At 40.2% G+C, this 24,068-nt stretch carries 23 protein-coding genes and 1 riboswitch; of the genes, 16 read left to right on the top strand and 7 right to left on the bottom strand.

Translation table 11 applies throughout. The features are described from left to right. Nucleotides 1–9 precede the first annotated feature (9 nt). From LKD48_RS00440 to LKD48_RS00430, 3 genes are all read left to right on the top strand, one after another. The gene (locus LKD48_RS00440) at nucleotides 10–1,302 is read left to right on the top strand and encodes a nitrogenase component 1 (protein ID WP_308730812.1); all 1,293 of its coding nucleotides are present in this window, start codon (nucleotides 10–12) and stop codon (nucleotides 1,300–1,302) included. Beyond that, nucleotides 1,299–2,537, top strand: coding sequence for a nitrogenase component 1 (locus LKD48_RS00435; RefSeq protein ID WP_308730811.1), 1,239 nt, complete (start codon nucleotides 1,299–1,301; stop codon nucleotides 2,535–2,537). The genes LKD48_RS00440 and LKD48_RS00435 overlap by 4 nt, the downstream gene beginning before the upstream one ends. Before the next feature lie 155 nt (nucleotides 2,538–2,692). Further along, nucleotides 2,693–2,950 carry a heavy-metal-associated domain-containing protein gene (locus LKD48_RS00430; RefSeq protein WP_308730810.1) on the top strand — a complete coding sequence of 86 codons (258 nt, stop codon included), beginning with the start codon at nucleotides 2,693–2,695 and terminating at the stop codon, nucleotides 2,948–2,950. A 4-nt stretch (nucleotides 2,951–2,954) separates the two neighbouring features. On the opposite strand, the gene LKD48_RS00425 is transcribed toward LKD48_RS00430, so the two are convergent. Further along, the gene (locus LKD48_RS00425; RefSeq protein WP_308730809.1) at nucleotides 2,955–4,706 is read right to left on the bottom strand and encodes a helix-turn-helix domain-containing protein; all 1,752 of its coding nucleotides are present in this window, start codon (nucleotides 4,704–4,706) and stop codon (nucleotides 2,955–2,957) included. A gap of 186 nt (nucleotides 4,707–4,892) precedes the next feature. Between LKD48_RS00425 and LKD48_RS00420 the strand changes: the two genes are divergently transcribed. After that, nucleotides 4,893–6,599 (top strand): hypothetical protein, encoded by a 1,707-nt coding sequence (locus LKD48_RS00420; protein ID WP_308730808.1) that lies wholly within the window; start codon nucleotides 4,893–4,895, stop codon nucleotides 6,597–6,599. Nucleotides 6,600–6,702: 103 nt separating this feature from the next. Here LKD48_RS00420 and LKD48_RS00415 read toward each other — a convergent pair whose 3' ends face one another. Both LKD48_RS00415 and LKD48_RS00410 read right to left on the bottom strand, forming a co-directional pair. Beyond that, on the bottom strand, nucleotides 6,703–7,395 hold the full coding sequence (locus tag LKD48_RS00415) for an LrgB family protein (RefSeq protein ID WP_066563672.1): 693 nt from the start codon (nucleotides 7,393–7,395) through the stop codon (nucleotides 6,703–6,705). Between the two features lie 6 nt (nucleotides 7,396–7,401). Further along, a complete protein-coding gene (locus LKD48_RS00410; RefSeq protein ID WP_118612133.1) occupies nucleotides 7,402–7,785 on the bottom strand; it encodes a CidA/LrgA family protein in 384 nt (127 codons plus the stop codon). Between the two features lie 287 nt (nucleotides 7,786–8,072). On the opposite strand from LKD48_RS00410, the gene LKD48_RS00405 reads away from it, so the two are divergent. From LKD48_RS00405 to LKD48_RS00360, 10 genes are all read left to right on the top strand, one after another. Beyond that, nucleotides 8,073–8,945: a sugar phosphate isomerase/epimerase family protein gene (locus LKD48_RS00405; protein ID WP_308730807.1), complete on the top strand. Its 873-nt coding sequence runs from the start codon at nucleotides 8,073–8,075 to the stop codon at nucleotides 8,943–8,945. Between the two features lie 124 nt (nucleotides 8,946–9,069). After that, a riboswitch (NiCo riboswitch) is annotated at nucleotides 9,070–9,150 on the top strand. Between the two features lie 131 nt (nucleotides 9,151–9,281). After that, a complete protein-coding gene (locus LKD48_RS00400; RefSeq protein WP_308730857.1) occupies nucleotides 9,282–10,190 on the top strand; it encodes a cation diffusion facilitator family transporter in 909 nt (302 codons plus the stop codon). A 184-nt stretch (nucleotides 10,191–10,374) separates the two neighbouring features. Further along, a complete protein-coding gene (locus LKD48_RS00395; RefSeq protein ID WP_308730806.1) occupies nucleotides 10,375–11,091 on the top strand; it encodes a ThuA domain-containing protein in 717 nt (238 codons plus the stop codon). Continuing rightward, nucleotides 11,088–11,963 (top strand): sugar phosphate isomerase/epimerase family protein, encoded by an 876-nt coding sequence (locus LKD48_RS00390; RefSeq protein WP_118612138.1) that lies wholly within the window; start codon nucleotides 11,088–11,090, stop codon nucleotides 11,961–11,963. Before LKD48_RS00395 ends, LKD48_RS00390 begins: the two co-directional genes overlap by 4 nt. A gap of 5 nt (nucleotides 11,964–11,968) precedes the next feature. Continuing rightward, the gene (locus LKD48_RS00385; protein ID WP_118612203.1) at nucleotides 11,969–12,517 is read left to right on the top strand and encodes a hypothetical protein; all 549 of its coding nucleotides are present in this window, start codon (nucleotides 11,969–11,971) and stop codon (nucleotides 12,515–12,517) included. Nucleotides 12,518–12,739: 222 nt separating this feature from the next. Next, the gene (locus LKD48_RS00380; RefSeq protein WP_117767624.1) at nucleotides 12,740–13,414 is read left to right on the top strand and encodes a response regulator transcription factor; all 675 of its coding nucleotides are present in this window, start codon (nucleotides 12,740–12,742) and stop codon (nucleotides 13,412–13,414) included. After that, nucleotides 13,402–14,580 carry a HAMP domain-containing sensor histidine kinase gene (locus tag LKD48_RS00375; RefSeq protein WP_308730805.1) on the top strand — a complete coding sequence of 393 codons (1,179 nt, stop codon included), beginning with the start codon at nucleotides 13,402–13,404 and terminating at the stop codon, nucleotides 14,578–14,580. The genes LKD48_RS00380 and LKD48_RS00375 overlap by 13 nt, the downstream gene beginning before the upstream one ends. A 116-nt stretch (nucleotides 14,581–14,696) precedes the next feature. Further along, nucleotides 14,697–15,767, top strand: a complete 1,071-nt coding sequence (locus tag LKD48_RS00370; RefSeq protein WP_308730804.1) for an ABC transporter permease subunit — start codon at nucleotides 14,697–14,699, stop codon at nucleotides 15,765–15,767. Between the two features lie 167 nt (nucleotides 15,768–15,934). Beyond that, entirely contained in the window at nucleotides 15,935–16,420 is a 486-nt protein-coding gene (locus LKD48_RS00365; RefSeq protein ID WP_308730803.1) for a transporter, read from the top strand. A 3-nt stretch (nucleotides 16,421–16,423) separates the two neighbouring features. Beyond that, nucleotides 16,424–17,296: an ATP-binding cassette domain-containing protein gene (locus LKD48_RS00360; protein ID WP_308730802.1), complete on the top strand. Its 873-nt coding sequence runs from the start codon at nucleotides 16,424–16,426 to the stop codon at nucleotides 17,294–17,296. A 54-nt stretch (nucleotides 17,297–17,350) separates the two neighbouring features. On the opposite strand, the gene LKD48_RS00355 is transcribed toward LKD48_RS00360, so the two are convergent. Then, the gene (locus LKD48_RS00355; protein ID WP_308730801.1) at nucleotides 17,351–18,202 is read right to left on the bottom strand and encodes an N-acetylmuramoyl-L-alanine amidase; all 852 of its coding nucleotides are present in this window, start codon (nucleotides 18,200–18,202) and stop codon (nucleotides 17,351–17,353) included. 126 nt (nucleotides 18,203–18,328) lie between these two features. Here LKD48_RS00355 and nudC point away from each other — a divergent pair, with 126 nt between their 5' ends. Further along, entirely contained in the window at nucleotides 18,329–19,249 is a 921-nt protein-coding gene (gene nudC / locus LKD48_RS00350) for an NAD(+) diphosphatase (protein WP_308730800.1), read from the top strand. A gap of 5 nt (nucleotides 19,250–19,254) precedes the next feature. On the opposite strand, the gene aroC is transcribed toward nudC, so the two are convergent. Genes aroC through LKD48_RS00335 form a run of 3 tightly spaced genes read right to left on the bottom strand, consistent with a single transcriptional unit; the run spans nucleotide 19,255 to nucleotide 21,043 of the window. Beyond that, nucleotides 19,255–20,352 (bottom strand): chorismate synthase, encoded by a 1,098-nt coding sequence (aroC, locus tag LKD48_RS00345; RefSeq protein ID WP_308730799.1) that lies wholly within the window; start codon nucleotides 20,350–20,352, stop codon nucleotides 19,255–19,257. Nucleotides 20,353–20,403: 51 nt separating this feature from the next. Further along, a complete protein-coding gene (locus LKD48_RS00340) occupies nucleotides 20,404–20,583 on the bottom strand; it encodes a DUF4250 domain-containing protein (RefSeq protein WP_118612145.1) in 180 nt (59 codons plus the stop codon). Nucleotides 20,584–20,596: 13 nt separating this feature from the next. Further along, nucleotides 20,597–21,043 (bottom strand): ArsR/SmtB family transcription factor, encoded by a 447-nt coding sequence (locus LKD48_RS00335; protein ID WP_308730798.1) that lies wholly within the window; start codon nucleotides 21,041–21,043, stop codon nucleotides 20,597–20,599. A gap of 345 nt (nucleotides 21,044–21,388) precedes the next feature. Between LKD48_RS00335 and ppdK the strand changes: the two genes are divergently transcribed. Further along, nucleotides 21,389–24,016 (top strand): pyruvate, phosphate dikinase, encoded by a 2,628-nt coding sequence (gene ppdK, locus LKD48_RS00330; RefSeq protein WP_308730797.1) that lies wholly within the window; start codon nucleotides 21,389–21,391, stop codon nucleotides 24,014–24,016. Nucleotides 24,017–24,068 lie beyond the last annotated feature (52 nt).

The raw sequence follows: 24,068 nt of genomic DNA, 5'->3' as shown, positions 1-24,068 counted from the left end.
CAAAATAAAATGGAGAAAAATATGGGATTAAATGGAGAAAAGATGCTTCAAAACCTGAAAAGACTCAGTCAGGTCGATAAAATGAAGCAGGTAGAGCCACTTTCTTACGCGCTGTTTCCAGGCTATCATTGTCCTCTGATGGGCGCAATGCTGACAATCCGTGCGATCAAAGACAGCGTAATGCTGGTGCTTGGACCAGATGAGTGTGCCTATTACACAAAGATGGCAACATCTGGAAATGGAAGTATGTCAGCTGATGGCTGTCAGATTGTATCGGTTGTATTAGAGCAGCATGATGTAACCTTTGGTTGTCAGGAAAAGCTGGAAGAGGCAATGAAAGAGTTAAACGAGGAATATCATCCAAAGGCAGTTTTCATAGTCACAACATGTGTGCCGGAGATCACAGGTGATGATGTGGAGTCAATGGCTGATCTATTTTCAGATCAATATGGCTTTCCAGTAATGGTTGTCCATGCAGAGAATTTTAAGACAGATGACCATCTTCCGGGAATTGAACATACATTAGAGGTCTGTTGCGAGATGATGCAGCCACAAGAAAAAACAAACTGCGTCAATGTATTGGGACTTCGTCTGGGAGACTTTACAAAAACAGAGGTGTATCGCGTCCTTAAGGAACAGTCGATTCCAATTGGCATGCAGCTTCCGGGAAATAGCAGCGTAGAGGAAATTGAAACGGCACCACAGGCAGCTGTCAATTTGGTTGTGCATCCAGTGGGTATTTCGCTTGCAAAGAAAATGAAAAAAAAGTTTGGCACACCGTATGTGGTATTTGAGCGCTATAGCGATCCTGACCGAATCTATCACGCTTATAAAGAATTGTTTGAAATTCTGGAAAAACAGATGCCAGAAAAGCTTTCCGATTGGCATCAGAAAGCCAAAGAGCGCACAGAAAATGCAAAGCCGATTTTAAAAGGAAAAACATATTTTAGTGGCAATACGGCTCTGTGTAATTATGAACTTCATAGTTTTCTGACAAGTCTTGGCATGGAGCCACTTCTGTTACAAATCTCAGATTTGACTGCACAAGATGAACAGTGGCGTAAAGAAATTTTGACGCACTGCGATCCATATGTGACAAGAGCAGCCAATATTGGACCTTTGCAATATCTATATCCAGTATTAAAACCTCAATTTAACATCGGAGCTGGAAATGCGAAAGAGATGAAAAAATCTGGCACACAGATGATTCGCATGATGCAGGCCTACAATGTGCTGGGCTTCGAGGTGAACGAGATGGTTGTGAATGCATTTGTTCAGGCACAAAAAGGAGGGATGAAATGAGTTTATGTAGATTTTACCCGCCGGCGTCCGACCGCATGGCGATCATATGGAGCCTGATGCCGATTCAGAATGCGATTGTACTTGAGTACGGCCCGGCTGGAACAACTCATTTTGGTGGTGGCCTTTACAGCTCGCTTGGCATTCGACTTAGCCAGTCTCTTTTTACAACTCATATCAGTGAAGATGATGTCATAATGGGAGATGTCACTCGATTGGAAAAGGCGATTGTCGAGATTGATGAGACCTATGCGCCAAAGGTAATTTTCGTTGTGGCATCAGCCGTTATTGCTGTCATTGGAACAGACATCAAAGGTGTCTGCCGCTATATGCAAGAGAAGGTAAATGCAAAATTAGTTGCCTTTGAGGATGGAGGTTTTCGCGGTGATTATACCTACGGACTTCGCGCTGTCTATAAGCTTTTGGCAAAGCAAATCGCAAAGGATTGTGATAAAAAAGAAGAAAAGACTTATCAGATCATCGGTGCGTCGGCTGGTTCCTACCGAATCCGTTCCGACGTGTGGGAGTTACAGCAGCTGATGAGTGAAGCATTTGGCTGGAAGTGTAGAATGGTGATGGGACTTGAATCTGATATTGAAGATCTTGAGACGGCAGGGGCAGCAAGACTTAATCTCATTATTCGAAATGAGGCGCTTGAAGCAGGAAACATTTTAAAGGATCGCTTTGGGACACCTTTTGTCTATGGTGCACCATATGGTTATCAGGGAACTATCGACTGGTTAAAGCAGATTTCGGCCGTGATTGGAGAGCCAATCAACGAAGAATTGCTTGCTCGCATCGAAGAAAAACAGGCTGATTTGATGCCGATGGGCGGTGGACCAATGGCAAGCATGAGAAGAAAGCCGGCACAGGCCACTATTCAAGCTGATTACGATACATTACTTGGATTAGCTGGTGCAATGAGAGAGCTTGATATTGAACCGACTGCTATGATTTGCAGTCATAGCCTAAAGGCAATTGAATCTCCAAATGCAGACGTTACCTACTATGCAAAGGAGAAAGATCGACTTGATTTATATCAGACGCTTCATGGTCAGTGGGTGCTCGGCGATAGCGTGATGGAAAGCTGCGTGCCACAGGACACTTATTTTACCTGTGTAAGCTTCCCGTTCTCTGGAAAACCACAGATTGCCCACCACCTTCCATTCATGGGCGAGAAGGGCATGGACTATTTGAGAGAATGCAAGGAACTGTATTTTGATAAGCTTGAGATTTGATGATACCAGAGCTATATTGTAATAGAGCAATTCATCAGCGCCAGATGATAAAATATTTCAATAATAGAGTTCGCACTTGACAAATACTCTCTTGGGGCATACGATAAATATACCCCAAGGGGGTATGATTTTGCTAAGAAAAGGCAGGTGCAGATATGATCAAGACAACATTAAAAATCGACGGAATGATGTGTGGCATGTGCGAGGCACATATGAATGAGTTGATTCGCAGCAATTTCAAGGTAAAAAAAGTCTCCTCATCAGCAAAGGATGGAGAGACTGTTGTAATCAGCGAGGACGCACTGGATATTCCGTGGGCAAAAAATAAGATCAAAGAGATCGGATATGAGCTTGTCTCCTACGAGAGTGAGCCATATGAGAAAAAGGGATTTTTCCATTTTGGAATAAAGTGATCTGTTAAGTTTCTACTAGCGGCATCACCATATTTTCAATGGCATGGCGAAGTTTCTTGTGCTCAATCACAAAATGAATTGTCGGGCTGTTATTTTTCGAGATAATAGCCCATTTTCCTTCGCAAATTTGAATTTGGATATTTCGAAAAGCAGGTGTAGTACTTATTTTTAAAGAATAACTGCCATGTGTTTTGGCATATTGTTTTGTAAGTGCAAGATGCTTTTGATATGTATCCCATGTATATACAATATCATGTTCCAAAAATAGATCGGCAAGAAAAAGACGAAGCGGATAGCGCTCAAATTCGGCCTTGTCGATTGGACTGATCTCATCTGTTAAAGAAGCTGTGGCAAGAAATGATTCAACACGTGCACGCTCAGCAGCAGTGTAGGAGAAGATTTTTGCAGCGTCTGATTTTGAAACATAATTTTGAGCAAAAATAGAGCATAAAAGATCATCTGTCATTGTATAAATTGGAAGTGATGCGACAATGTTTTTCTGAGAGCCGGATGCAAACAGACGTGTTCGCAGTGTCTTATATTGAATCGCATTGTCTGAACGAAAAATTCTCATAAGTGGGCGAGCATGTGATAAAAGAGCCTGGGCGCGGTGTCTGTAGTAGGACACCTCGTCCTTTTTCTTTGTCAGATAATATTTTCCATCATTATGAAAACCGGCAATGCATTCACCAGATAAGGCAACTGTTCCAGAAACTTTAAGAAAATGACCAAAAACCTGGTTTGGCGTTTCATTTAAATAGTAGGGACTAATTTGGCCTGTCATATACATTGGTATATAGCTTTCAAGTCCAAGCATCATCTCTGAAAATGGTCTGTTTACGTTATGAATCATGTTTATGTGAAGACCTTTTTTGAGGAGCATCGCCATACCAAACATCCATTTTTTAGGAAAGTCTGGATCCTTTGACATTTCTTCCATTGGCATATCGCTGTACATAATCACGTTTTCCATAGAAGGTGACAGAACGGTAGTCTTTAAATAGTCTAGCTCAGCAGTCATAAATTCACGAATACCAAAGTAGGAGCGTGAGCCAGGCAACTGGATTGGCATAGTTGGTACTTTCAATTCATCAAAGTGAATGGAACGAATGAAATTATTAAGGTCAAACTGATCAAGCTTTTCAAGAAAGCTTTGCATTTGGTTTATTTGCGGTGAAATAGTATTTGTGTTTAAAAGCCACCCAGAAAGCAGCTGACAAAGAGTCGCAGAATCATTTATATCCTTAATAGACTGACCAGTCAGCTTTTCAATAAAAATGCGGTCAGCAGGCGGTGTGCGAAGCACAATAAAACGAGCTGTCTCGCTGCAAAACCATTCAGGATCAGAAGGGATGCGTGAACCAGAACGTATGCGTGACAGATAAGATGAATCATAATTTAAAAAACGTGCCAGATCAGCAAGGCTGACAGAGGATGCTAACAGCAGATGATTGAAATTTTCACAAAGTTGGCTATTATCAGGCTGCTTTAACGTATTTGTAAAAGCGGTGTAGATTTCATCTTTTGTAAAAGGCGTTATGGAAGCAGAAGTACGCTTAGAAGCTGCTTTTTCTTTTGAAAGTAGATAAATTCCTTCGCATAATTGATTTAATTTTTCACTTTCAGGGCGAGGAACACGTTCACCGCTTCGATAGCGGCTTATGACTGAATTAGAAAGACCGCTTATTTGTGAGAGTTCTTTAGCACTGCAATTTAAAATAGAAAGATATTCGTTTAATTGTTCAGAAAATGTCATGATATCCCCCTTTAAAAATGTTATTTTTTTTCAGTATAGAAAAATTTGCCAGATAAGTCAATGCCAGAAGTGGTAAATTCCTTTCAAACAGATATTTCATACTGTATAATGTTGATAAGAACTTAGAAGTGATTTTTTTTATTTGTTCTGAATCGTTGTAAAATAGGAATGGAAGGAGTGTTTTGTATGAAAAGAAAAAGAGTTTTTAGTACATGTGGATGTGTTTTGGCAATGGGGATGGCAATTTCAGCTGTAAGCGTGCAGGCGGCAGTATATTCAAGTATTCAATCGTCAGTTACAAAGCCTCAGGCACAGGCAGGTGATGGACTTTTTGATTATTGCTCAGATGAGGTAAAGGAATTTGCAAAGAATTTTAATAAGGATGAGGTATTCTCGTTAGCATATCGTCAGGATGGTGAGACAAGAATTGATGTCGCTACATTTGATGCCGATGAGATTCAGGCATTTTTTGATGCGATGTCATCAATTAAGGTAAAGAATGTGACAACTGAGCGAAGCAGTGATTGTGACGATATTTTTTATTTCACATTTGCTGATGCAAGCGCATACCGAATTTCCTTTAATGGTCATCATTTAGAGGCAAATGGCCTTTGCTATGAGATTTCCGGTGATGAAGAACTTTGGAAGCTGGCAAATGCACTTTTGAAAAATGGAGATGATGAGAACGATCAGATTGATAATCTGGAAACAAAAAATCAAGATGATACAGATAAATCTGGTGTTATCAATTCTAAAAATGGAAATGAAGGAGTTAAAAATCCTGGAATTGGCGGTATCGTCGGAAACATAGGCAATGATGCAAAAAACAATAATACAAATGGGGATGCAGCAGATTTCGCAGATCCAGATGCAGTAGTGTCGTATACGCTGACTTCTATCGTTGATCAGGAAACAAATGAAACTGTTGCGCGCTGTTATGCACCGTCGGATTATACGATTGAACATCAAATTATGTGGTGGGGAGACGGCAAGTGGCAGAGTCCGGCAAGTCCAGTTCAGGTACAGATTCAGGCATCAGATAGCAATATGATGTATCAGATGGCATATATGTCAGATGTTCAGTATATGTATGATGAGATGTACGCGCAGCAGGGATTATATGAGGAAGGCGCATTATTTTATAATACTTATCCACAGCTGACACCAATGTATGCATCTGGCTATGCAGATTTTATTATAAGCAGTCTTGTGACTGACACCGATATTACAATTGAGGCAGAGGAAGAAGTGACAGCAGAGCAGGAAGATATACTTACAGAATTGGCGCAGCAGTGCTATGATGAACAGCAGACAGCTGTACAGTCAGGAGGACTGGTTGTGATAGATGGAGTGGCATGTACAGCATCAGATCGCACATACTCATTTATGCTTGATGGAATCGACTATCGTGCAAAGGTTGTCACAATGACAAAGATTATCCAGTTTAGCATGACACAAGCAGCTGGCTACTCAGATACCTACTATGTATGGAATGCACCATATACCTATATTTATATGACGCCAACAGCAGCCTTTGAAAAAGGGCTTAATGATTTTAATTTATTCATGTTAAATACAAAGGTAAGCGATGGCTTTATCATAGCATCCAGCAATTTGAGTACTCAGTTAATTGCGCAGATTTCAAATGGTACACAGAGCACACAAACACCTGGTGATTATTTCAAGAGTGAAATGGAAAAGCAGCCAGATACATATGATACAGAAAGCTTCTGCGATTATATCTTGTCACAGAATGCATATGAGACATCAGATGGCAGCACAATAAAGCTTCCTAATATTTACGATTATGTGTATGAGGGTGATGATGGAAAGATCTATGCTGGAAATACGGCAGATCAGCCGGCAGGCTCAACAAGACTGTATGCAAAATAAGATTTGACGAAATATGTTCAGGCTAAAATAAAAATGGCAGCACAGAGTGATAAGTTTCTGTGCTGCCGATTTTGCGAATGGGGTTCTGAATAGTTACGATAATTTAATATAGATTTGCGGCAATGGAAGCGGCAATAACAGTTAAAAGACCTGTTACAGCGATAGACAAACTGCTGATTGCACCTTCGACTTCACCCATCTCCATGGCCTTGGCTGTTCCTATTGCATGGGCAGAGGAACCCATTCCCACACCCTTTGCGACAGGCTCTGTGATATGAAACAGCTTGCAGATTGGCTCTCCAACGATATTTCCAAATACACCAGTTATGATAATAACAGCAACAGTAATAGTTGTGATGCCTCCAAGCTCAGTTGAAACATCCATACCGATTGCAGTTGTGATGGACTTTGGAAGAAGGGTAACATACTGCTCATGTGTAAGGCCAAATATTAAGGAGAAGGCATAGACACACAGCACACATGAAATGATACCTGAAACAATGCCAGCAACGATTGCCTTCCAGTTGCTTTTAAGCTTTTCAATCTGTTCGTATAGCGGAATCGCGAGACAGACAGTAGCTGGTGTTAATAAGTAGCTTAAATATTTTGCACTGATGTTGTAGCTTTGATAGTCAACATCAAGTGCCACAAGAATTGCAATTACCAGAATAATGCTTATTAAAAGAGGATTTAAAAGCGGAGATTTAAATTTTTTCTTTAAAAGTGAACCTACTTCATAGGCGGCAAGACTTACAGCAACGCCAAAAAATAATGAATTAGTCAGAAAATCAAGCATATTAGATCAAGCCTCCTTTGTTTGACTGGAAGCAGTTTTTCGCTGTGCTTCCTTATGAATCACAAATTGTGTAATCTTTCCGGAAATTATCATAACAACTACGGTTGAAACAAGTGTAATTATGGCAACCGGTACACCAATAGGCGAAAGCTGCGGCCAGGATTCAAGAAGTCCGACACCAGCCGGGATAAACATAACTGGCATGATTTCAATTAAAAGCTTTCCTGTATCTTTCACATGAGCAAGCTTAATAACGCCGCTTAACAGACCGATAAATAGGATTGCAAATCCATATACACTGGCTGGAACTGGCAGCGGCAACACTTCGTGAAGCAATTCTCCAATAAAAGAAATTAGAAGAATCAATAGAAATTGTCTGAGGTATTTCATAGATATCTCCTCCCAAAAGCAAACGTTTAGTACACTAAAACAAATATATTGTTTTATTACACAAGCCCTACTTTAGCACAGAACTATGTTAAAGACAAGTGGAAGAAATAACCGCAATAATGACTAAAAAAGGTGAATTTTATTTATAAGGTGATGATATTGACAACATATATGGGAATATATACAATAGGGAATGTATAAAAATAGGTGAAAAAAAAGAAAAAAATTCATCAAAACGCAGTAAAAAAAGGGAAATAAAAAACAAAAAATAAAGGAGAAATTTTTTTATGAAAATATCAACAGAGATTAACTCTACAGCACTGAGATTTGGGGAGGAAAAAGCGGTAGAGCTAGTTGGAAAAGCAGGCTTTGATGCATGGGATTTATCCATGTTTCCAATGTGTGTTCTTGACAAAAATGGAAAGGTTACTCCAGGAAACACTCATCCATTCGCTTCAAAGGATTATTTGAAATTTGTAAGAAGATTAAAGCAGATTGGACTGGACAATGGTATCGTATGCAACCAGTCTCATGCACCATTTCCATCTACAGCAGCAATGCAACCATATCTTATGCGTGCGATTGAATGCACGGCAGAAGCTGGAGGAAAAATTTGTATCATTCATCCTGAGAATGATAAATCAGCAGAAGAGAATGCCGAGATGTATCAGAAACTGCTTCCATTTGCAAAGGAGTGCGGGGTAAAGATTGCTACGGAAAATATGTGGATGTGGGATGAAGAAAAGGATCAATCATCATTTGCTGCATGCGCAACATCTGAAGATTTCCTAAAGCATTTAAATCTTGTAAATGATGACTATTTAGTTGCCTGTCTTGATATTGGTCATGCAGAAATGAGAGGCTCAGGCTCAGGAGCAGCCAATATGATTCGTGCACTCGGTCATCATCTAGAAGCACTTCATATGCATGATAATGACAGACTTCATGATTCTCATCAGCTCCCATTTTCTATGGAAATTGATTTTGATGAAGTCACAGCAGCACTTAGAGAAATAAATTATCAGGGATATATTACCTTAGAAGCAGATTCCTATCTGAAGTCATTTCCAAAAGATGCGGATGAGAAGAAAGTTTTTGAGGGACTTAAAGTTTTAGCCGCAGCTGCAAGAAGACTGGCAGATATGGTAGAAGCAAGTTGATGTATGTTAAGAGGGATGGTTTTTCATCCCTCTTTTTTTAAAAGTTAGTTGCAACTTTAACTTTACAATGTCATATAGATATGATATATTAATCAAAACTACTCTTTGCACTGCAGTATTTTATACAGTACAAACTGAGCAGGCCGGGGATTTCCTGGGGCCGGGTCGTAAATGACAGTGGATCGAAGACATCTGCGGGACAGTATATGTAATTACTGGTTTCGTGGGTGTATTTTTTTATCTTCCACGAAAAAATAAGTGCCATAAAGAGTTATCAATCCATCTTTTATTTAGGAGGTAACTACTATGGAAAAAACAAAAAAACAAAATCCGCAGATGAATCAGAATCAAATTGAAAACACAAATCTGCAGGAAAAACAGTTTGAAAAAGAGGCAATGAAGGTTTCAACTGTCAGCATTGTTGTCAATGTACTGCTTTCTCTTTTCAAACTTCTCGCCGGAGTGATCGCTCATTCTGGTGCAATGATCAGTGATGCAATTCATTCAGCTTCAGATGTATTTAGTACAATTATTGTTATGGTAGGCATTCATTTGGCTGGCAGAAAATCCGACAAGGAGCATCCTTATGGTCACGAGCGAATGGAGTGTGTTGCGGCGATTGTGCTTGCAACAGTTCTTGCCGTAACAGGTCTTGGAATCGGCTGGTCAGCAATTCAGTCTATTGCAAAAGAGAGTACAGGAGTTGTTGTGGTTCCTGGTGTGCTTGCTCTTGTTGCAGCAGTAGTGTCGATTTTAACAAAGGAAGGAATGTACTGGTACACAAGATTCCATGCAAAAAAAATAGATTCCAGCGCCTTAATGGCAGATGCATGGCATCATCGCTCCGATGCACTTTCCTCAGTTGGTGCATTAGTTGGTATCGCAGCTTCCAGAATGGGATATCCGTTAATGGACCCACTCGCCAGCCTTGTTATCTGTGTTTTTATTGAAAAAGCAGCTCTTGATATTTTTAAGGATGCAATTAACAAAATGGTTGATAAGGCATGTGATGAACAGACCGAGCAGGCAATTCGCGAATGCGCAAGTAAGCAGGAGGGTGTTGTTCGAGTTGATATGTTAAAGACTCGTGTCTTTGGCAATAAGATTTATGTTGATATTGAAATTGGAGCTGACGGAAATGAGACACTTCGCGAGGCACATGCAGTCGCAGAGGAAGTCCACAACCGCATTGAGAACGAATTTCCAAAGGTAAAGCACATCATGGTGCATGTCAATCCGGCGTAAACAATGCCAAGCGTTTATCTGAAAGGTGACAAGATTTACTGAGAAAATTGATAAAAATAAAAATGACTCTAGTTGAGATGCTGTTCTCGGCTGGAGTTATTTTTGGTTAAGAATACCATGGACAACATACTTCGAATGAACTATACTGGAAAAAAAGCGCGGCTGCGCAGAAGTGAGGACGACTATGATTCGAGTAACGATATGGAATGAATATTTGCATGAAAAGCAGGAGCCTGTAAGTCATATTTATCCAAATGGAATTCACGGTTGCATTAAGGAATTTTTGGAGACAGACGAGGAACTGTCAATTCAGACAGCTACCTTTGAGATGCCGGAGCATGGACTGACAGAGGAAGTTTTGGAACAGACCGATGTACTAATTTTCTGGAGCCATATGCGTCAGGAGCAGTTTTCGGATGAGGTTGCAAAGAGAGTCTGTGATCATGTCCGCAGAGGAATGGGACTGATTGCACTTCATTCGGCACATTTCTCAAAGATTATGAAGGAACTGCTTGGAACAAGCATGACGCTTCGCTGGAAACATGGAGAAAGTGAGCGTGTCTTCTGTACAGCGCCTTACCATCCAATCGCAGAGGGAATACCAGAACGCTTTGATATCCCAAAAGAAGAGATGTATGGAGAGTACTTTGATATTCCAAAACCAGATGATGTGATCTTTACTGGATGGTTTTCATGCGGTGAGGTTTTCAGAAGCGGCTGCACATTCCATAGCGGTTATGGAAAAATCTTTTATTTCCAACCTGGTCATGAAGAATACCCGGTTTATTATATTCCAGAAGTACAAAAGATCATTAAAAATGCAGTGTACTGGTGTAAGCCAAGTGTGAGAAAGACAAGCCCACTAGACTGCGCAGAAGTAAAAGAGGTGACGCTTCCATGAAAATATCTGTATTTTACGAGCATATCGAAAAAGCATGTGAGCAGACAAAAAAGCCACTTGAAGAAGTGCTTGAACACGTAAAGAAAAGCGGTATTGATGGAATAGAGATGGATTACGATATGCTGTCATCTGAAGATGATGAACAGTCAATTTTAACGTCTTTAAAGAAAGCTAGGCTTGTCATAAGCAGCATATACGGCTTTTGTCATTTGGACAGTGATCCAGAAGAACAAAAATGTCTTGATGTAATTGATCAGGCCGCAAAAAATGGCTGCAGTCGTGTGCTTCTTGTGCCAGGATTTTTCAGTGAGGCAGATGCAAAGATATTTGGAGAGTCTGCAGATGATTGGGAAAAAACAGTGGCATTTATGCAGTCAAATCAGGTAGTGCAAAATATTATGGCAGGTCTTCGTAGAGCAGTTGCCCATGCAAAAGAAAAGAATGTCATTGTGACACTTGAGGATTTTGACAGCACATTGTCACCATGTTCTAGAATCAATGCGTTAAAATGGTTTATGGAACAGGTGCCGGGGCTTTGTTGGACGCTGGATGCTGGGAATTTTGCTTATAGTAGTGAGAACATATTAGATGCATATGAGGTGCTTCGTACATATACTGCTCATGTCCACTGCAAGGATAGGGGAACAGAAAATCCAACATCAAATGGAATCACAGGCACATATAATAAAGGTCTTCGCCCGGTCAGCGCTGGAGATGGCTATATTCCACTTGATTCGATTCTTTCCTATTTAAAGAGAGATGGTTATGAAGGATGGCTTGCAGTAGAGCAGTTTGGTCTGGAAAATCAGTATGATGGAATTGTAAGATCGGCGGAGTATTTGATGAAAGGCGAGTTCAATACATGGAGGTAAATTATATTATGAAACTTGAAAATTTTGTAGGAATGATGACAGGACATTTTGATAATAAGGATCAATTTAATAAGATGCAGGCAGAAGGGAAAATATATCCATATGCGGAACATGTAAATACAATCTGTAATGACAAAATAAATAACCTTCCTGAAGATTTCAAAGGAAAATTTGTTGTTGAAGAGAGTTATTATGAAATTAATGGGAAACGTCATGCATCTCCACATCTTTTCCTTATCACGGAAATAGAACAGGGAATTTTACTTTCTTCTTATGAAATTCCCAAAGGAGAAGATAAAAATACATTTTCATATGATTCTATGAAGAATGTTGATTATTCAAAACTAAAAAAATCTGAAAAATTTACCCCGGCACTTTATCATGAAAAGGACGGAATTTGGGAAGGAGGCAGCACAAGCCAGTTCTCTCCGGTAATGACATTCAAACTTTGGGAAAAGTTTTCCAACAATTTCCTGGAAGTATCGGAAAGCATGGAAGTTAATGGAAAGAGAACTTTTGGATATGATGAACCAATAATTTATAAGCGTGTATAATCATAACAGTGAAAGCAGGCTACCAGGATATTTTAACAGATTTTTCAGCTCAATATGAAGAGTGGAAGAAAGAAAATAGTGATGTTAATGATTCATGCCGAAAGTGATAGACCTAATGGTTGTATCCTTTCGGCATGAATTGTTATATTCAATTATTAAGGCCACTATTGTTGTGTTTTTATTGTGTTTTATCGTATAATATGGATACTGGAGGTGGTTTGGATGAAATACAAGATTTTAGTTGTAGATGATGATAAAGAATTGGTGAAAATGCTTTGTAGTTATTTTAATATGAAACAATATGAAACCATTACAGCTACAGACGGAATGGAAGCATTAAATAAAATAAAAATGAAACCGGATATTATTTTATTGGATATCAACATGCCACATATGGATGGGATTGAAGTATGTCGTCTGATACGCAGTAAAGTGTTATGTCCAATTTTATTTCTGACAGCAAGAGTTGATGAAGATGATAAAATTAATGGGCTGCTTTCGGGCGGGGATGATTATATTACAAAACCGTTTAGTCTTCGGGAGTTGGAAGCGAGGATTGTTACAAACATAAAGAGAGAAGAGAGGCATCAACAAAAAACAAAATACCGTTTCATGGATGAAATGCTGATTGATTATTCTGAAAAAATAGTAGCTATAGCTGGACACAGGATGGAGTTCACAAAAATTGAATATCAGATTATTGAATTCTTATCCATGCATCCAGGGCAGGTGTTTGATAAAGAACGTATATATGCACAAGTCTGTGGATATGATGCACAAGGGGACAGTAGAACGATAACGGAATTAGTACGGCGTATAAGGAAAAAAATAGCGGATTATTCAGAAAAAGAATACATAGAAACTGTATGGGGGATTGGATACCGATGGAAAAAATAAGAAACTTGTCACTGAAAAAAACAATTCTGCTTTATTTTGTGATCAGCTTAACGGCAACATTTCTGTTATCTGGATTTACAGTTCATTTTGCAAGAAATATGCAGAATAAAATATGGGAAAAATATATTGATTATGCAGATTATACGGACGTGTTTCAGCAATATGGAAAGAAATACGAGATTGAGATATCAAGACCTAATCAATCGCAGATGAATCGTTTGGACCATCATCTTTCGGAAATGTGTGACTTTATGGAAACATATTCGGTACTGATTTTTTCGATTGTTGGGAGTATTGTTGCGGTATTCTTTTTTTATAAAAATAAGTTAAAGACACCTCTACAGGAACTAAAAGATGCCTCACAAATGATTGCAGATAATGAACTGGATTTTCATGTGTCCTATGAAAATAAAGATGAGATGGGAACTTTGTGTAAAGAATTTGAAATGATGCGAAGTGATTTATCAGATAACAACAGAAAGATGTGGCGAATGATTGATGACGAGAAGGCTTTGCGGAATGCAATTGCACATGATATACGTTCTCCACTTTCCATATTGCGTGGGTATCAGGAAATGCTCTTAGAGTTTGTTTCTGCTGAGAGTATAAAAACAGAGGATGTTATTGATATCTTACAAACAGGCATGTATCAGATTGACCGTATAGAGCATTTCACGGAAAACATGAGAAAAATGTCCCATTTAGAACAGAGAAAACTGCAATGCTCAGAGATAGAATTATCAAAACTGGCAAAAAAGATTGAGGCAGAAGCTGCCATGCTGTCCAAGAAGGAAAGTAAATTATGTAAGGTAGAAAGAGTGCAGGAACAAAACATTGTGAAAGTGGATGAGGAACTTGTCATGGAAGTGATAGACAACTTACTGGAAAATGCGGTTCGATATGCACAAAAAAGTATTGCTTTGCAGATAAAGAAAAAGGATGGTTTTCTTATAATTTCTGTTGAAGATGATGGAATAGGATTTGTGGATACTGAGGAAAAAGTAACAGAACCATTTTATCATAAGAATCCACAAGATGATTTAAAGCATTTTGGCCTTGGTATGTATATTTCTCGTATTTTCTGTGAAAAGCATGGAGGAAATTTGAAAATATATAATGCCAGACAAGGCGGTGCTCATGTAGAAGCTCTTTTCAAAGCTGAATAAAAATACTTTATAAGGCTGAAATCACAAATAAAGTGGTTTTAGTCTTTTTTGTTGTGAATTTATTGAGAATTGATTTGTATGATGGTGTTAAAGAAATAAAGAAAGGAAGAGATACAATGAAAACAATCATAAAAAGAAGTATACTTGATTATTTAAAGAACCCTGTTTTGTGGATTGGCTTGATTATTATAGTTGCCAGTATGTATCAATGTCTGTCATCGTATTTGCAAATTCATTATATCAAACAGAATGAACAGATCACACAAAATGACGTAGCATTGGAAGATGCTGATGTCATGGATGGGTACATTCCCACATCTGATGATAAGGAAAGAAGAAGGGAGTGGGAAGATACGATCAAAGAGACGTTAATGGACACATCCCAAAATGGTTTTGGATTTAGCAGGCAGGAAGCAGATCATGTAATGAAAGAAATTCAGAATATGGATGTAAAGACTGCTTCTGAGTTTTTGGAATCCCAATATGGCTATTATAATGCATTATATGCTTATGAAGACCTTGAAATTCATAAGGGGACAGCAGAAGAAATCAATCATTATATCGAGAGGAAATTATCCGAACATTCTTTTTCCTGGTACTTTGCCAAAAAGTTCACGGATTTTGCAGGATTGCATATGGCCTTTTTTGCAACAGTCTTGCTATCATTTTTATTTATTCAGGATACACGAAAAAATACCTATGAATTATTACATACAAAGCCTATTACGGCAATCCAATATATATGCGGGAAAGTAATAAGCGGATTTATTAGTATGTTGGGCGTATTAGTGATTTTGAATGTTATATTCTTTATGCTGTGTTTGAAAACGTCTTTAGAATCGGGCTTTCCAGTAACACCAATTGATTTTTGCGTGAATTCTCTGATCTATATTGTGCCGAATCTTTTGATGATATGTTGTGTCTATACAATTACAGCATTAATATTTAAAAATCCGCTTCCGGCAGCACCAGTTTTGTTTTTACACATTATATATTCAAATTTGCTGACCATGAAGAATGATATTTATTATATGAGACCGTTCTCTATTATGGTGCGATTTCCTGGCAGGTTTTTTGAAACACATGCAGCCAAAATGTCAAATATAAATCAGATTATGCTTGTAATTTCATCATTTATATTAGTATATATTTCTGTTACAATCTGGAAAAGGAGGAGGGTTCATTGAAAACGGAACTAAAAAACTGCCTGTCGTTGTATAAGATTTTTTATTCATGTGCATTTATACTGATATTGTGTGCTATTCATCCGATTGTATACTATGAAGAAATCGGTTCAGCAATTCAGTCTCCAATAGCATTTTTAACAATTATTTTTTGTAGTGACACATATTTGATGGAAGTAAAAAGTAAGCGTGCCGATGTATTTCATTTGTATGATCAAAAAAAGCAGTTAAAAGTAATATCGCAGAGAGTGGGCGTTCAAATATTATATTTATTAATACTTTCCTGTGTTGGATATGTTTTGTTTTTCTGGCAAAAACCGGGCAGTGTAAACGAAGGCGTTTCGGGTACTCAGATATTTCTTTTATTTTTCATTGCAATGTTCGGAACCATCTGGCTTTGGAGTATATGCTCTGTGATTTTATGTACATTGCTTGGAAATATGTGGGCAGGTATAGGATGTTTATTTGGAATTGTCATTGGACTTATATCAAAAGCGGGAAGTTCATTTTTTGGAAATTTGGGATTGTTTTCTTTCAGCTTTTGTGAACCTACTCAATTAATGTCCGAGAGTTGGATTTATGGAACGCTTGTGTCTTTTATAACGGGGCTGTTTTTATTTGCAGTATTACCAATGGCTTTAAAGAAAAGAGGATAGATTATGAGTATTAGAATAAATGATTTAACAGTTAGATTTAAAAATGGTGTAGTTGCAGTAAATAAGGCATCTCTTGAAATACCTAAGGGAATTTACGGACTTTTGGGAGAGAATGGTGCTGGAAAAACCACTTTGATGAGGGTTCTTACAACCGTTTTAAAACAAACGGAAGGAATGGTTTCGCTTGATGGAATTTTGTATAACGAGGGAAATTATGAGAAAATACAGAAAAAGATTGGCTATCTTCCGCAGGAAATCGATTTATATCCGAATTTGACGGTAAAAGAATGTCTCTTATATATGGGAGGGCTATCAGGAGTATCCAGAAATGACCTTGAACAAAGAATTACCTATTATCTGGAAAAGACTTCTCTTACAGAGCATCAGAATAAAAAAATGCGGCAATTATCTGGTGGTATGAAGAGACGTGTCGGACTTATACAGGCACTTCTTAATAATCCAGATTTTTTGATTATTGATGAACCTACCACTGGGTTAGATCCAGAAGAAAGAATCAGGATCCGCAATCTTCTGGTTGATTTTTCAAAGGATAGAACGGTGCTGTTTTCCACTCATGTAGTAGAAGATTTAGCAGCAACCTGTACACAGCTTGCCATTATGAAAAAGGGAAGTTTTTTATATTCCGGAAGCGTGAGTGGATTGCTGGAAAATGCAAAGGGCTGTGTTTGGAGTTGTACGGTACAAAATGCAGAAGAAGCCCGTTTGTTAGAAAACAATTATTCTATTTCATCTAAGCAGTATGTAAAAAATGGAATACATATGAAAGTATTAAGCAAAGAAAAGCCAAATGAAAATTGTGTCCCGGATAATGATATCACTTTGGAAGATGCATATATTTATTTGACGAATAGCTAGAATTATTAAGGCCCGCTGTTTGGCGGGCCATTTTTTGCTTTCTTGCAATGACTGTCATGTTGTAATATAGGTGTCATACCCAGCAGCACGCAGACGATATTCCATGCGGATTGCATTTTCGAGGCGAGAGAATGCGCCAACTTGAACCTTATACAAGTCGCCGTCCATTAAAATAAAAGCTGGAAAACCTTCTTCTGTGAGCTGGGAGTTTAATTCGTAGGCATAATTTCTGTTTTTAAATGCACCGACTTGAACACGGTAAAGTTTAGAGGTAGGTGTATTGTCAGATAGAGGAGAAGGCGGCCGTTCATTTTGAGTGTTGTTGGAGATTTCAGGAGGATAAGATGCTGATGAGATTGAATCAGGCAGCTGACCTTCATTTTTAAGTGTTTCCAGTATGCCATTTGAAATTGCAGCAGCTATTTCCTCAAACTCCTCGTCAAATTTTAGATTGTCAGCATCATTGTCGATAAAACCAGTTTCAATTAAAATAGCAGGCATGCGAGAACGGCGAAGAATTGCAAGGCCAGGGCGCTCAATTACGCCGATATCGCGAAAGCCAAGTGCGGCAAGCTCTCTGTTAATATCGCGTGCCATTTGTGCAGCTACGCCGCGGTCAGCATAGACTAGTGTTTCAATGCCAGATGCGTTTCCTGCGATTGGAGAGGCATTTCGATGAAAGGATATTAGATAATCAGCACCGCTTTCATTTGCAATCATTGCTTTTCGATAAGGACTGTCATAGACATCATCTGTGCGTGTATACAAAACATCAACACCGTTTTGAGCGAGTAGTTCACCGACAGCAAGAGCTAGTCTAAGATTGTCATCTTTTTCTTGTCTTCCCTTATAGACAGCACCGGGATCCATTCCGCCGTGGCCTGGATCAATAATAACAGTTGGCATGTAGGAATCCTCAAAAAGTTTGCTCCTTATATGGTATGTTTGTTTATATGTTGTGGTTCCTGTTTAAGCAGAACTAATTGCATATGATTTGTAACTGTGATAGGATATTTGCAGGAGGAGAAAAACATGATACAGGATATTACACCACATCAATATGATAATCATTACATTGAATATCAGCCACAAATCACAGATTTTTGTATTTGCATAAAGGATGGAACAGCACTGTTATGCCAAGATAAAAAAGAAAAGAACAGCTGGTACATACCAACATTCAAGGAACTTGCAGAGCCACTTTATGGTGCTGTTTATTTATTTGCCATTGACGGAAGACATTATTTTTTAAAGCAGATGACAGGGAAGGACGATACGGGATGGATTGAGGATGAGAGCAACATGACATCTGGTCCGTCAGATCGCTTACAGGCACTTGAAAATACAAAAGTACTTACGGGAGCCTGGAAAAACAGACGTGATATGCGTGAGATAATGCCTCGTTTTATTGCTTTTGCTGGAATTACGGCGCTTCAGCTTGATGGCTGGTATAGAAACAATCGTTACTGCGGTCACTGCGGAGGCTCCTTAAAGAAAGATCATAAGGAGCGTATGCTTTATTGCGAGAAGTGCGGAAGTCGAGTGTATCCGCGCATAAATCCGGCAGTTATTATTGCTGTAACGAAGGGGTCAAAGCTTCTTATGACAAAGTATGCAGGAAGAACATATACAAGATATGCACTTGTAGCAGGCTTTACCGAGATTGGAGAGACACTTGAGCAGACAGTAGCAAGAGAGGTAATGGAAGAGACAGGTATTAGGGTAAAGAATCTTCGCTATTATAAGAGCCAGCCGTGGTCCTTTACAGATACGCTGCTTACTGGATTTTTCTGTGAGGCAGATGGAGAACAGGATATTCGTCTTGATAAGGAAGAACTCGCTGTTGCCGAGTGGATCGAGCGCGACAAAATTGATCAGGCTCAGGATTCTTACGATGACCTGAGCCTGACAAATGAGATGATATGTTATTTCCGTGATCACAAGGATGTATGATGAGATTATTTATTATAGAAGCGTAGCACACCGTCCATCTGCGCTGTCATATTGAGAAGCAGACTGTCTGCAATGGTAAGCGCACACATCGCCTCAACGACAACAACAGCGCGAGGAACAATCAATGGATCATGGCGACCTTTGATCGTCAGTTCCATCGGTTCCTTATTGCGTGAAATTGTCTGCTGCGGACGGAAGATCGAAGGTGTAGGCTTAACTGCTGCACGAACAATAATGGTATCACCATCACTTATGCCGCCCAGAATGCCGCCTGCATGGTTGGTTTTCTTGGCGGTATTTCCATCCTCATTAATATAGAAGGAATCGTTGTTTTCTGAGCCGACAGCATGTGCTGCTGCGAAGCCATCACCGATTTCAATTCCCTTAACAGCACCGATAGAGACAAGCGCTTTAGAAAGATTAGCATCAAGTTTTTCAAATACAGGATCACCAAGGCCAGCTGGAACACCCATGATGCGGCATTCGATTACACCTCCGGAGGATTCCTTTTCTTCCATCATGCGGTCAACATATTCTTGTGCCATTGCAGCAGCTTTTGCATCTGGCAGATGGAATGGATTGTTGTCAATCTCTTCAGGACAAAATGTGTTGGCCGTAACAGGTCCAATAGATGAGGCATAGGCAGTAATAGAAATGCCAAGCTGCTCTAAAAGCTTCATAGCCACAGCACCGCCTGCCACACGTCCGATTGTTTCACGACCGGATGAGCGTCCGCCGCCGCGATAATCGCGAAAACCATATTTTTGATCAAATGTATAATCTGCATGACCAGGGCGATAGCTATTTGCAATTTTGGAATAATCTTTAGAGCGCTGTGTCTCATTGATTACTTCCATAGCAATTGGTGTACCAGTTGTGCGTCCCTCAAATATACCAGAGAGAATATGAACACGATCTGCCTCATTTCGTGGGGTAGAGTAACGTGATTGTCCTGGACGTCTGCGGTTTAGCTGCATTTGGATATCTTCTTCTGAGAGAAAAAGCCCTGCCGGACAGCCATCAACGACAACGCCGATTGATGGACCGTGTGACTCGCCCCATGTAGTAATACGAAAAATAGTGCCGAAGGATGAACCTGCCATAAAAACCTGCCTTTCTGTGCAAAAAATCAGCTTTGTTTGAATGAAATAGCTTTAAACAAATTGATTGGATGTTTCATCATAATAATAATCAATCTGAGCGAGTGTGTTGCAGAGTGTTTGTTTGTCTGCGTTTAGACTGCTGCATAGTTCGTCAAGACTTGGATAAAAATCGCGAAGCTGCGTATTGATATAGCTTAAAAGAATTACTGGATCTTTAGGTAAAACGGTCATGAAAAGCCTCCTATTATTTATTGTCAGAATGTGAGCAGCCGCATGAACAGGATTCATGCTGAAAATGTTCAGTCTGTGAGTGCGAAATTCCCTGACTGTCAAATTCACCGGGACAGCTGGTATGCAGGTAGCTGTCAACAAAGTGATGAAGGAGCGCGGCCTGTGTGGTGGAGGCAATGTGATAATGTACTTCCTTTCCATGTCGATTTCCTGTGATCAGCCCTGCATCTTTTAGACAGCGCAGGTGATGGGAGACAGCGGGAGCACTCATGCCGACAGCAGCAGAGATATTAAGTACGCATTCCTCACTGTGACACAGCAGCCAGAAGATCTGAAGACGTGTACCGTCACAAAGCTGTTTGAAGGCACTGGCCATATCTGCACAGGTATCTTTAGAGGGCATTGCCTCAAGAACGTTATGGATATCCCCATGATTATGTGGGAGAATTGGAGTTGTCATATAAATTACCATGCCTTTCCGTAATCTGCTGGTGTAAGCAGACACAAGTATGAGATTGCTGTTTTTGCAAATGAGGGTTTTTATAGAGTTTTTTATAAAAAAACAAATATATGTTCACAAAATACAGCAAATTAGCAAGATTGATTGACAAAAAAACAAGAATCATCTAGCCATGTCATCTATTTTACTATAGGAAAAATAAAAATACAAGATTTTTTAGGATTTTCCACTTTACTAATTGCCAGATTATGTTATAATATTAACAGAGTGTCTGTGAAAACAGTAAAGGTCTGTTTGGACACAAAAGAAAACCGGGAGCAATCCCTTATTTTTAGGAGGTTTATAATGGCTAAGTGGGTTTACAAGTTCCAGGAAGGCAATGCTTCTATGAGAAATCTTCTCGGAGGCAAGGGCTGCAACCTGGCTGAGATGACCGGTCTTGGCATGCCGATTCCACAGGGTTTCACTGTAACGACTGAGGCATGTACCGAGTATTACAACTGCGGAAAGAAGATTTCTGATGAAATTCAGACTCAGATCTTTGATGCATTAAAGTGGTTAGAGGAGTACAATGGCAAGAAGTTAGGCGACGTAGAGGATCCGTTACTTGTTTCTGTTCGTTCTGGTGCACGTGCATCCATGCCAGGTATGATGGATACCATCCTGAACCTGGGTCTGAACGATGTATCTGTTGAAGGCTTCGCAAAGAAGACTGGCAATCCAAGATTTGCTTACGATTCTTACAGAAGATTCATCCAGATGTTCTCTGACGTTGTTATGGAGGTTCCGAAGAGCCATTTTGAGAAGATCATCGATGAGATCAAGGCTGAGAAAGGTGTAACCTACGACGTAGAGCTGACCGCTGATGACTTAAAGGAACTGATTGTTCGTTTTAAGAAGGTTTACTTTGATGCTATGGGAAGTGAGTTCCCACAGGATCCTACTGTACAGCTGATGGAGGCTGTAAAGGCTGTATTCCGTTCTTGGGATAATCCGCGTGCTATCGTATACCGTCGTATGAATGATATTCCGGGTGACTGGGGTACCGCTGTAAACGTACAGACCATGGTATTCGGTAACAAGGGTGAGACATCTGGTACAGGTGTTGCATTTACACGTAACCCATCTACTGGTGCAAAGGGTATCTTCGGTGAGTACCTGTTAAACGCACAGGGCGAGGACGTTGTTGCTGGTGTTCGTACACCACAGCCGATCTCTACTCTGGAGCAGGCTATGCCAGAAGTTTACAAGCAGTTCATGGATCTGGCTACAAATCTTGAGAATCACTTCCATGATATGCAGGATATGGAGTTCACCATCGAGGAAGGCAAGCTGTACTTCCTGCAGACACGTAACGGTAAGAGAACCGCTCCGGCTGCTATCAAGATCGCTTGTGACCTTGTAGATGAGGGACAGATTACTCCTGAGGAAGCTGTATGCCGTATCGAGGCAAAGTCTCTTGATCAGCTGCTTCATCCAACATTCGATACCGCTGCATTAAAGGCAGGTGAGGTTATCGGTTCTGCACTTCCGGCATCTCCAGGTGCTGCTGCTGGTAAGGTTTACTTTACTGCAGACGAGGCTAAGGCTGCTGGTAAGGGCGGCAGAGGCGAGAGAGTTATCCTGGTTCGTCTTGAGACTTCTCCAGAGGATATCGAGGGTATGCATGCATCTCAGGGTATCCTGACTGTTCGTGGTGGTATGACATCTCACGCAGCAGTAGTTGCACGTGGTATGGGTACTTGCTGTGTATCTGGCTGCGGCGAGATCAAGATCGACGAGGAGGCTAAGACCTTCGAGTTAGGTGGCTACACATTCCATGAGGGAGATTACATTTCTCTGGATGGTACTACTGGTAAGATTTATAAGGGCGACATCAAGACCGTTGAGGCATCTGTAGGTGGTGACTTCGGACGTGTTATGGCTTGGGCTGATCAGTTCAGAAAGCTGTCCGTACGTACAAACGCAGATACTCCGGCAGATACTTTAAATGCAGTAAGACTTGGTGCAGAGGGTATCGGTCTTTGCCGTACTGAGCATATGTTCTTCGGTGAGGATAGAATCCCGAAGATCCGTAAGATGATCCTTTCCAAGACTGTTGAGCAGAGAGAGGCTGCATTAGCAGAGCTTCTTCAGTTCCAGAAGGCTGACTTCAAGGCTATGTATGAGGCTCTTGAGGGACGTCCGATGACAGTTCGTTACCTGGATCCGCCGCTGCATGAGTTCGTTCCTACCGATCCGGAAGATATCGCAGCACTGGCTAAGGATATGAACCTGACCGTTGAGGAAGTAAAGGCTACCTGTGATTCCCTGCATGAGTTCAACCCAATGATGGGTCATCGTGGATGCCGTCTGGCTGTTACCTATCCTGAGATCGCTAAGATGCAGACAAGAGCCGTTATGGAAGCTGCTATCGAAGTTGCACAGGAGAAGGGTTATGACATCGTTCCAGAGATCATGATTCCGTTAGTAGGCGAGAAGAAAGAGCTGAAGTTCGTTAAGGACGTTGTTGTAGAAGTTGCAGAGCAGGTTAAGAAGGAAAAGAATTCCGACATGCAGTATCATATCGGTACCATGATCGAGATTCCGCGTGCCGCACTGACCGCTGATAAGATCGCTGAGGAAGCTGAGTTCTTCTCATTTGGTACAAACGACCTGACTCAGATGACCTTTGGTTTCTCTCGTGATGATGCAGGTAAGTTCTTAGATTCCTACTACAAGGCTAAGATCTACGAGTCCGATCCATTTGCAAGACTTGATCAGGAGGGCGTAGGCCAGCTGGTTAAGATGGCAGTTGAAAAGGGACGCGCTACCAGACCGAACTTAAAGTGCGGTATCTGTGGTGAGCACGGTGGAGATCCAAGCTCCGTAGAGTTCTGCCATAAGGTAGGCTTAAACTATGTTTCCTGCTCACCGTTCCGTGTGCCGATCGCAAGACTGGCTGCTGCACAGGCTGCATTAAACAATAAGTAATTAAGTAACCTTTTAAGGTAAAAATAAAAATGGGCTGTAATCTGTGAAAACA

It is taken from the genome of Anthropogastromicrobium aceti (assembly GCF_020687335.1).
Taxonomy (GTDB): domain Bacteria; phylum Bacillota; class Clostridia; order Lachnospirales; family Lachnospiraceae; genus Anthropogastromicrobium; species Anthropogastromicrobium aceti.
Note: the sequence above shows the minus strand (reverse complement) of the source record. Positions and strands in the feature narration are given on the sequence as shown.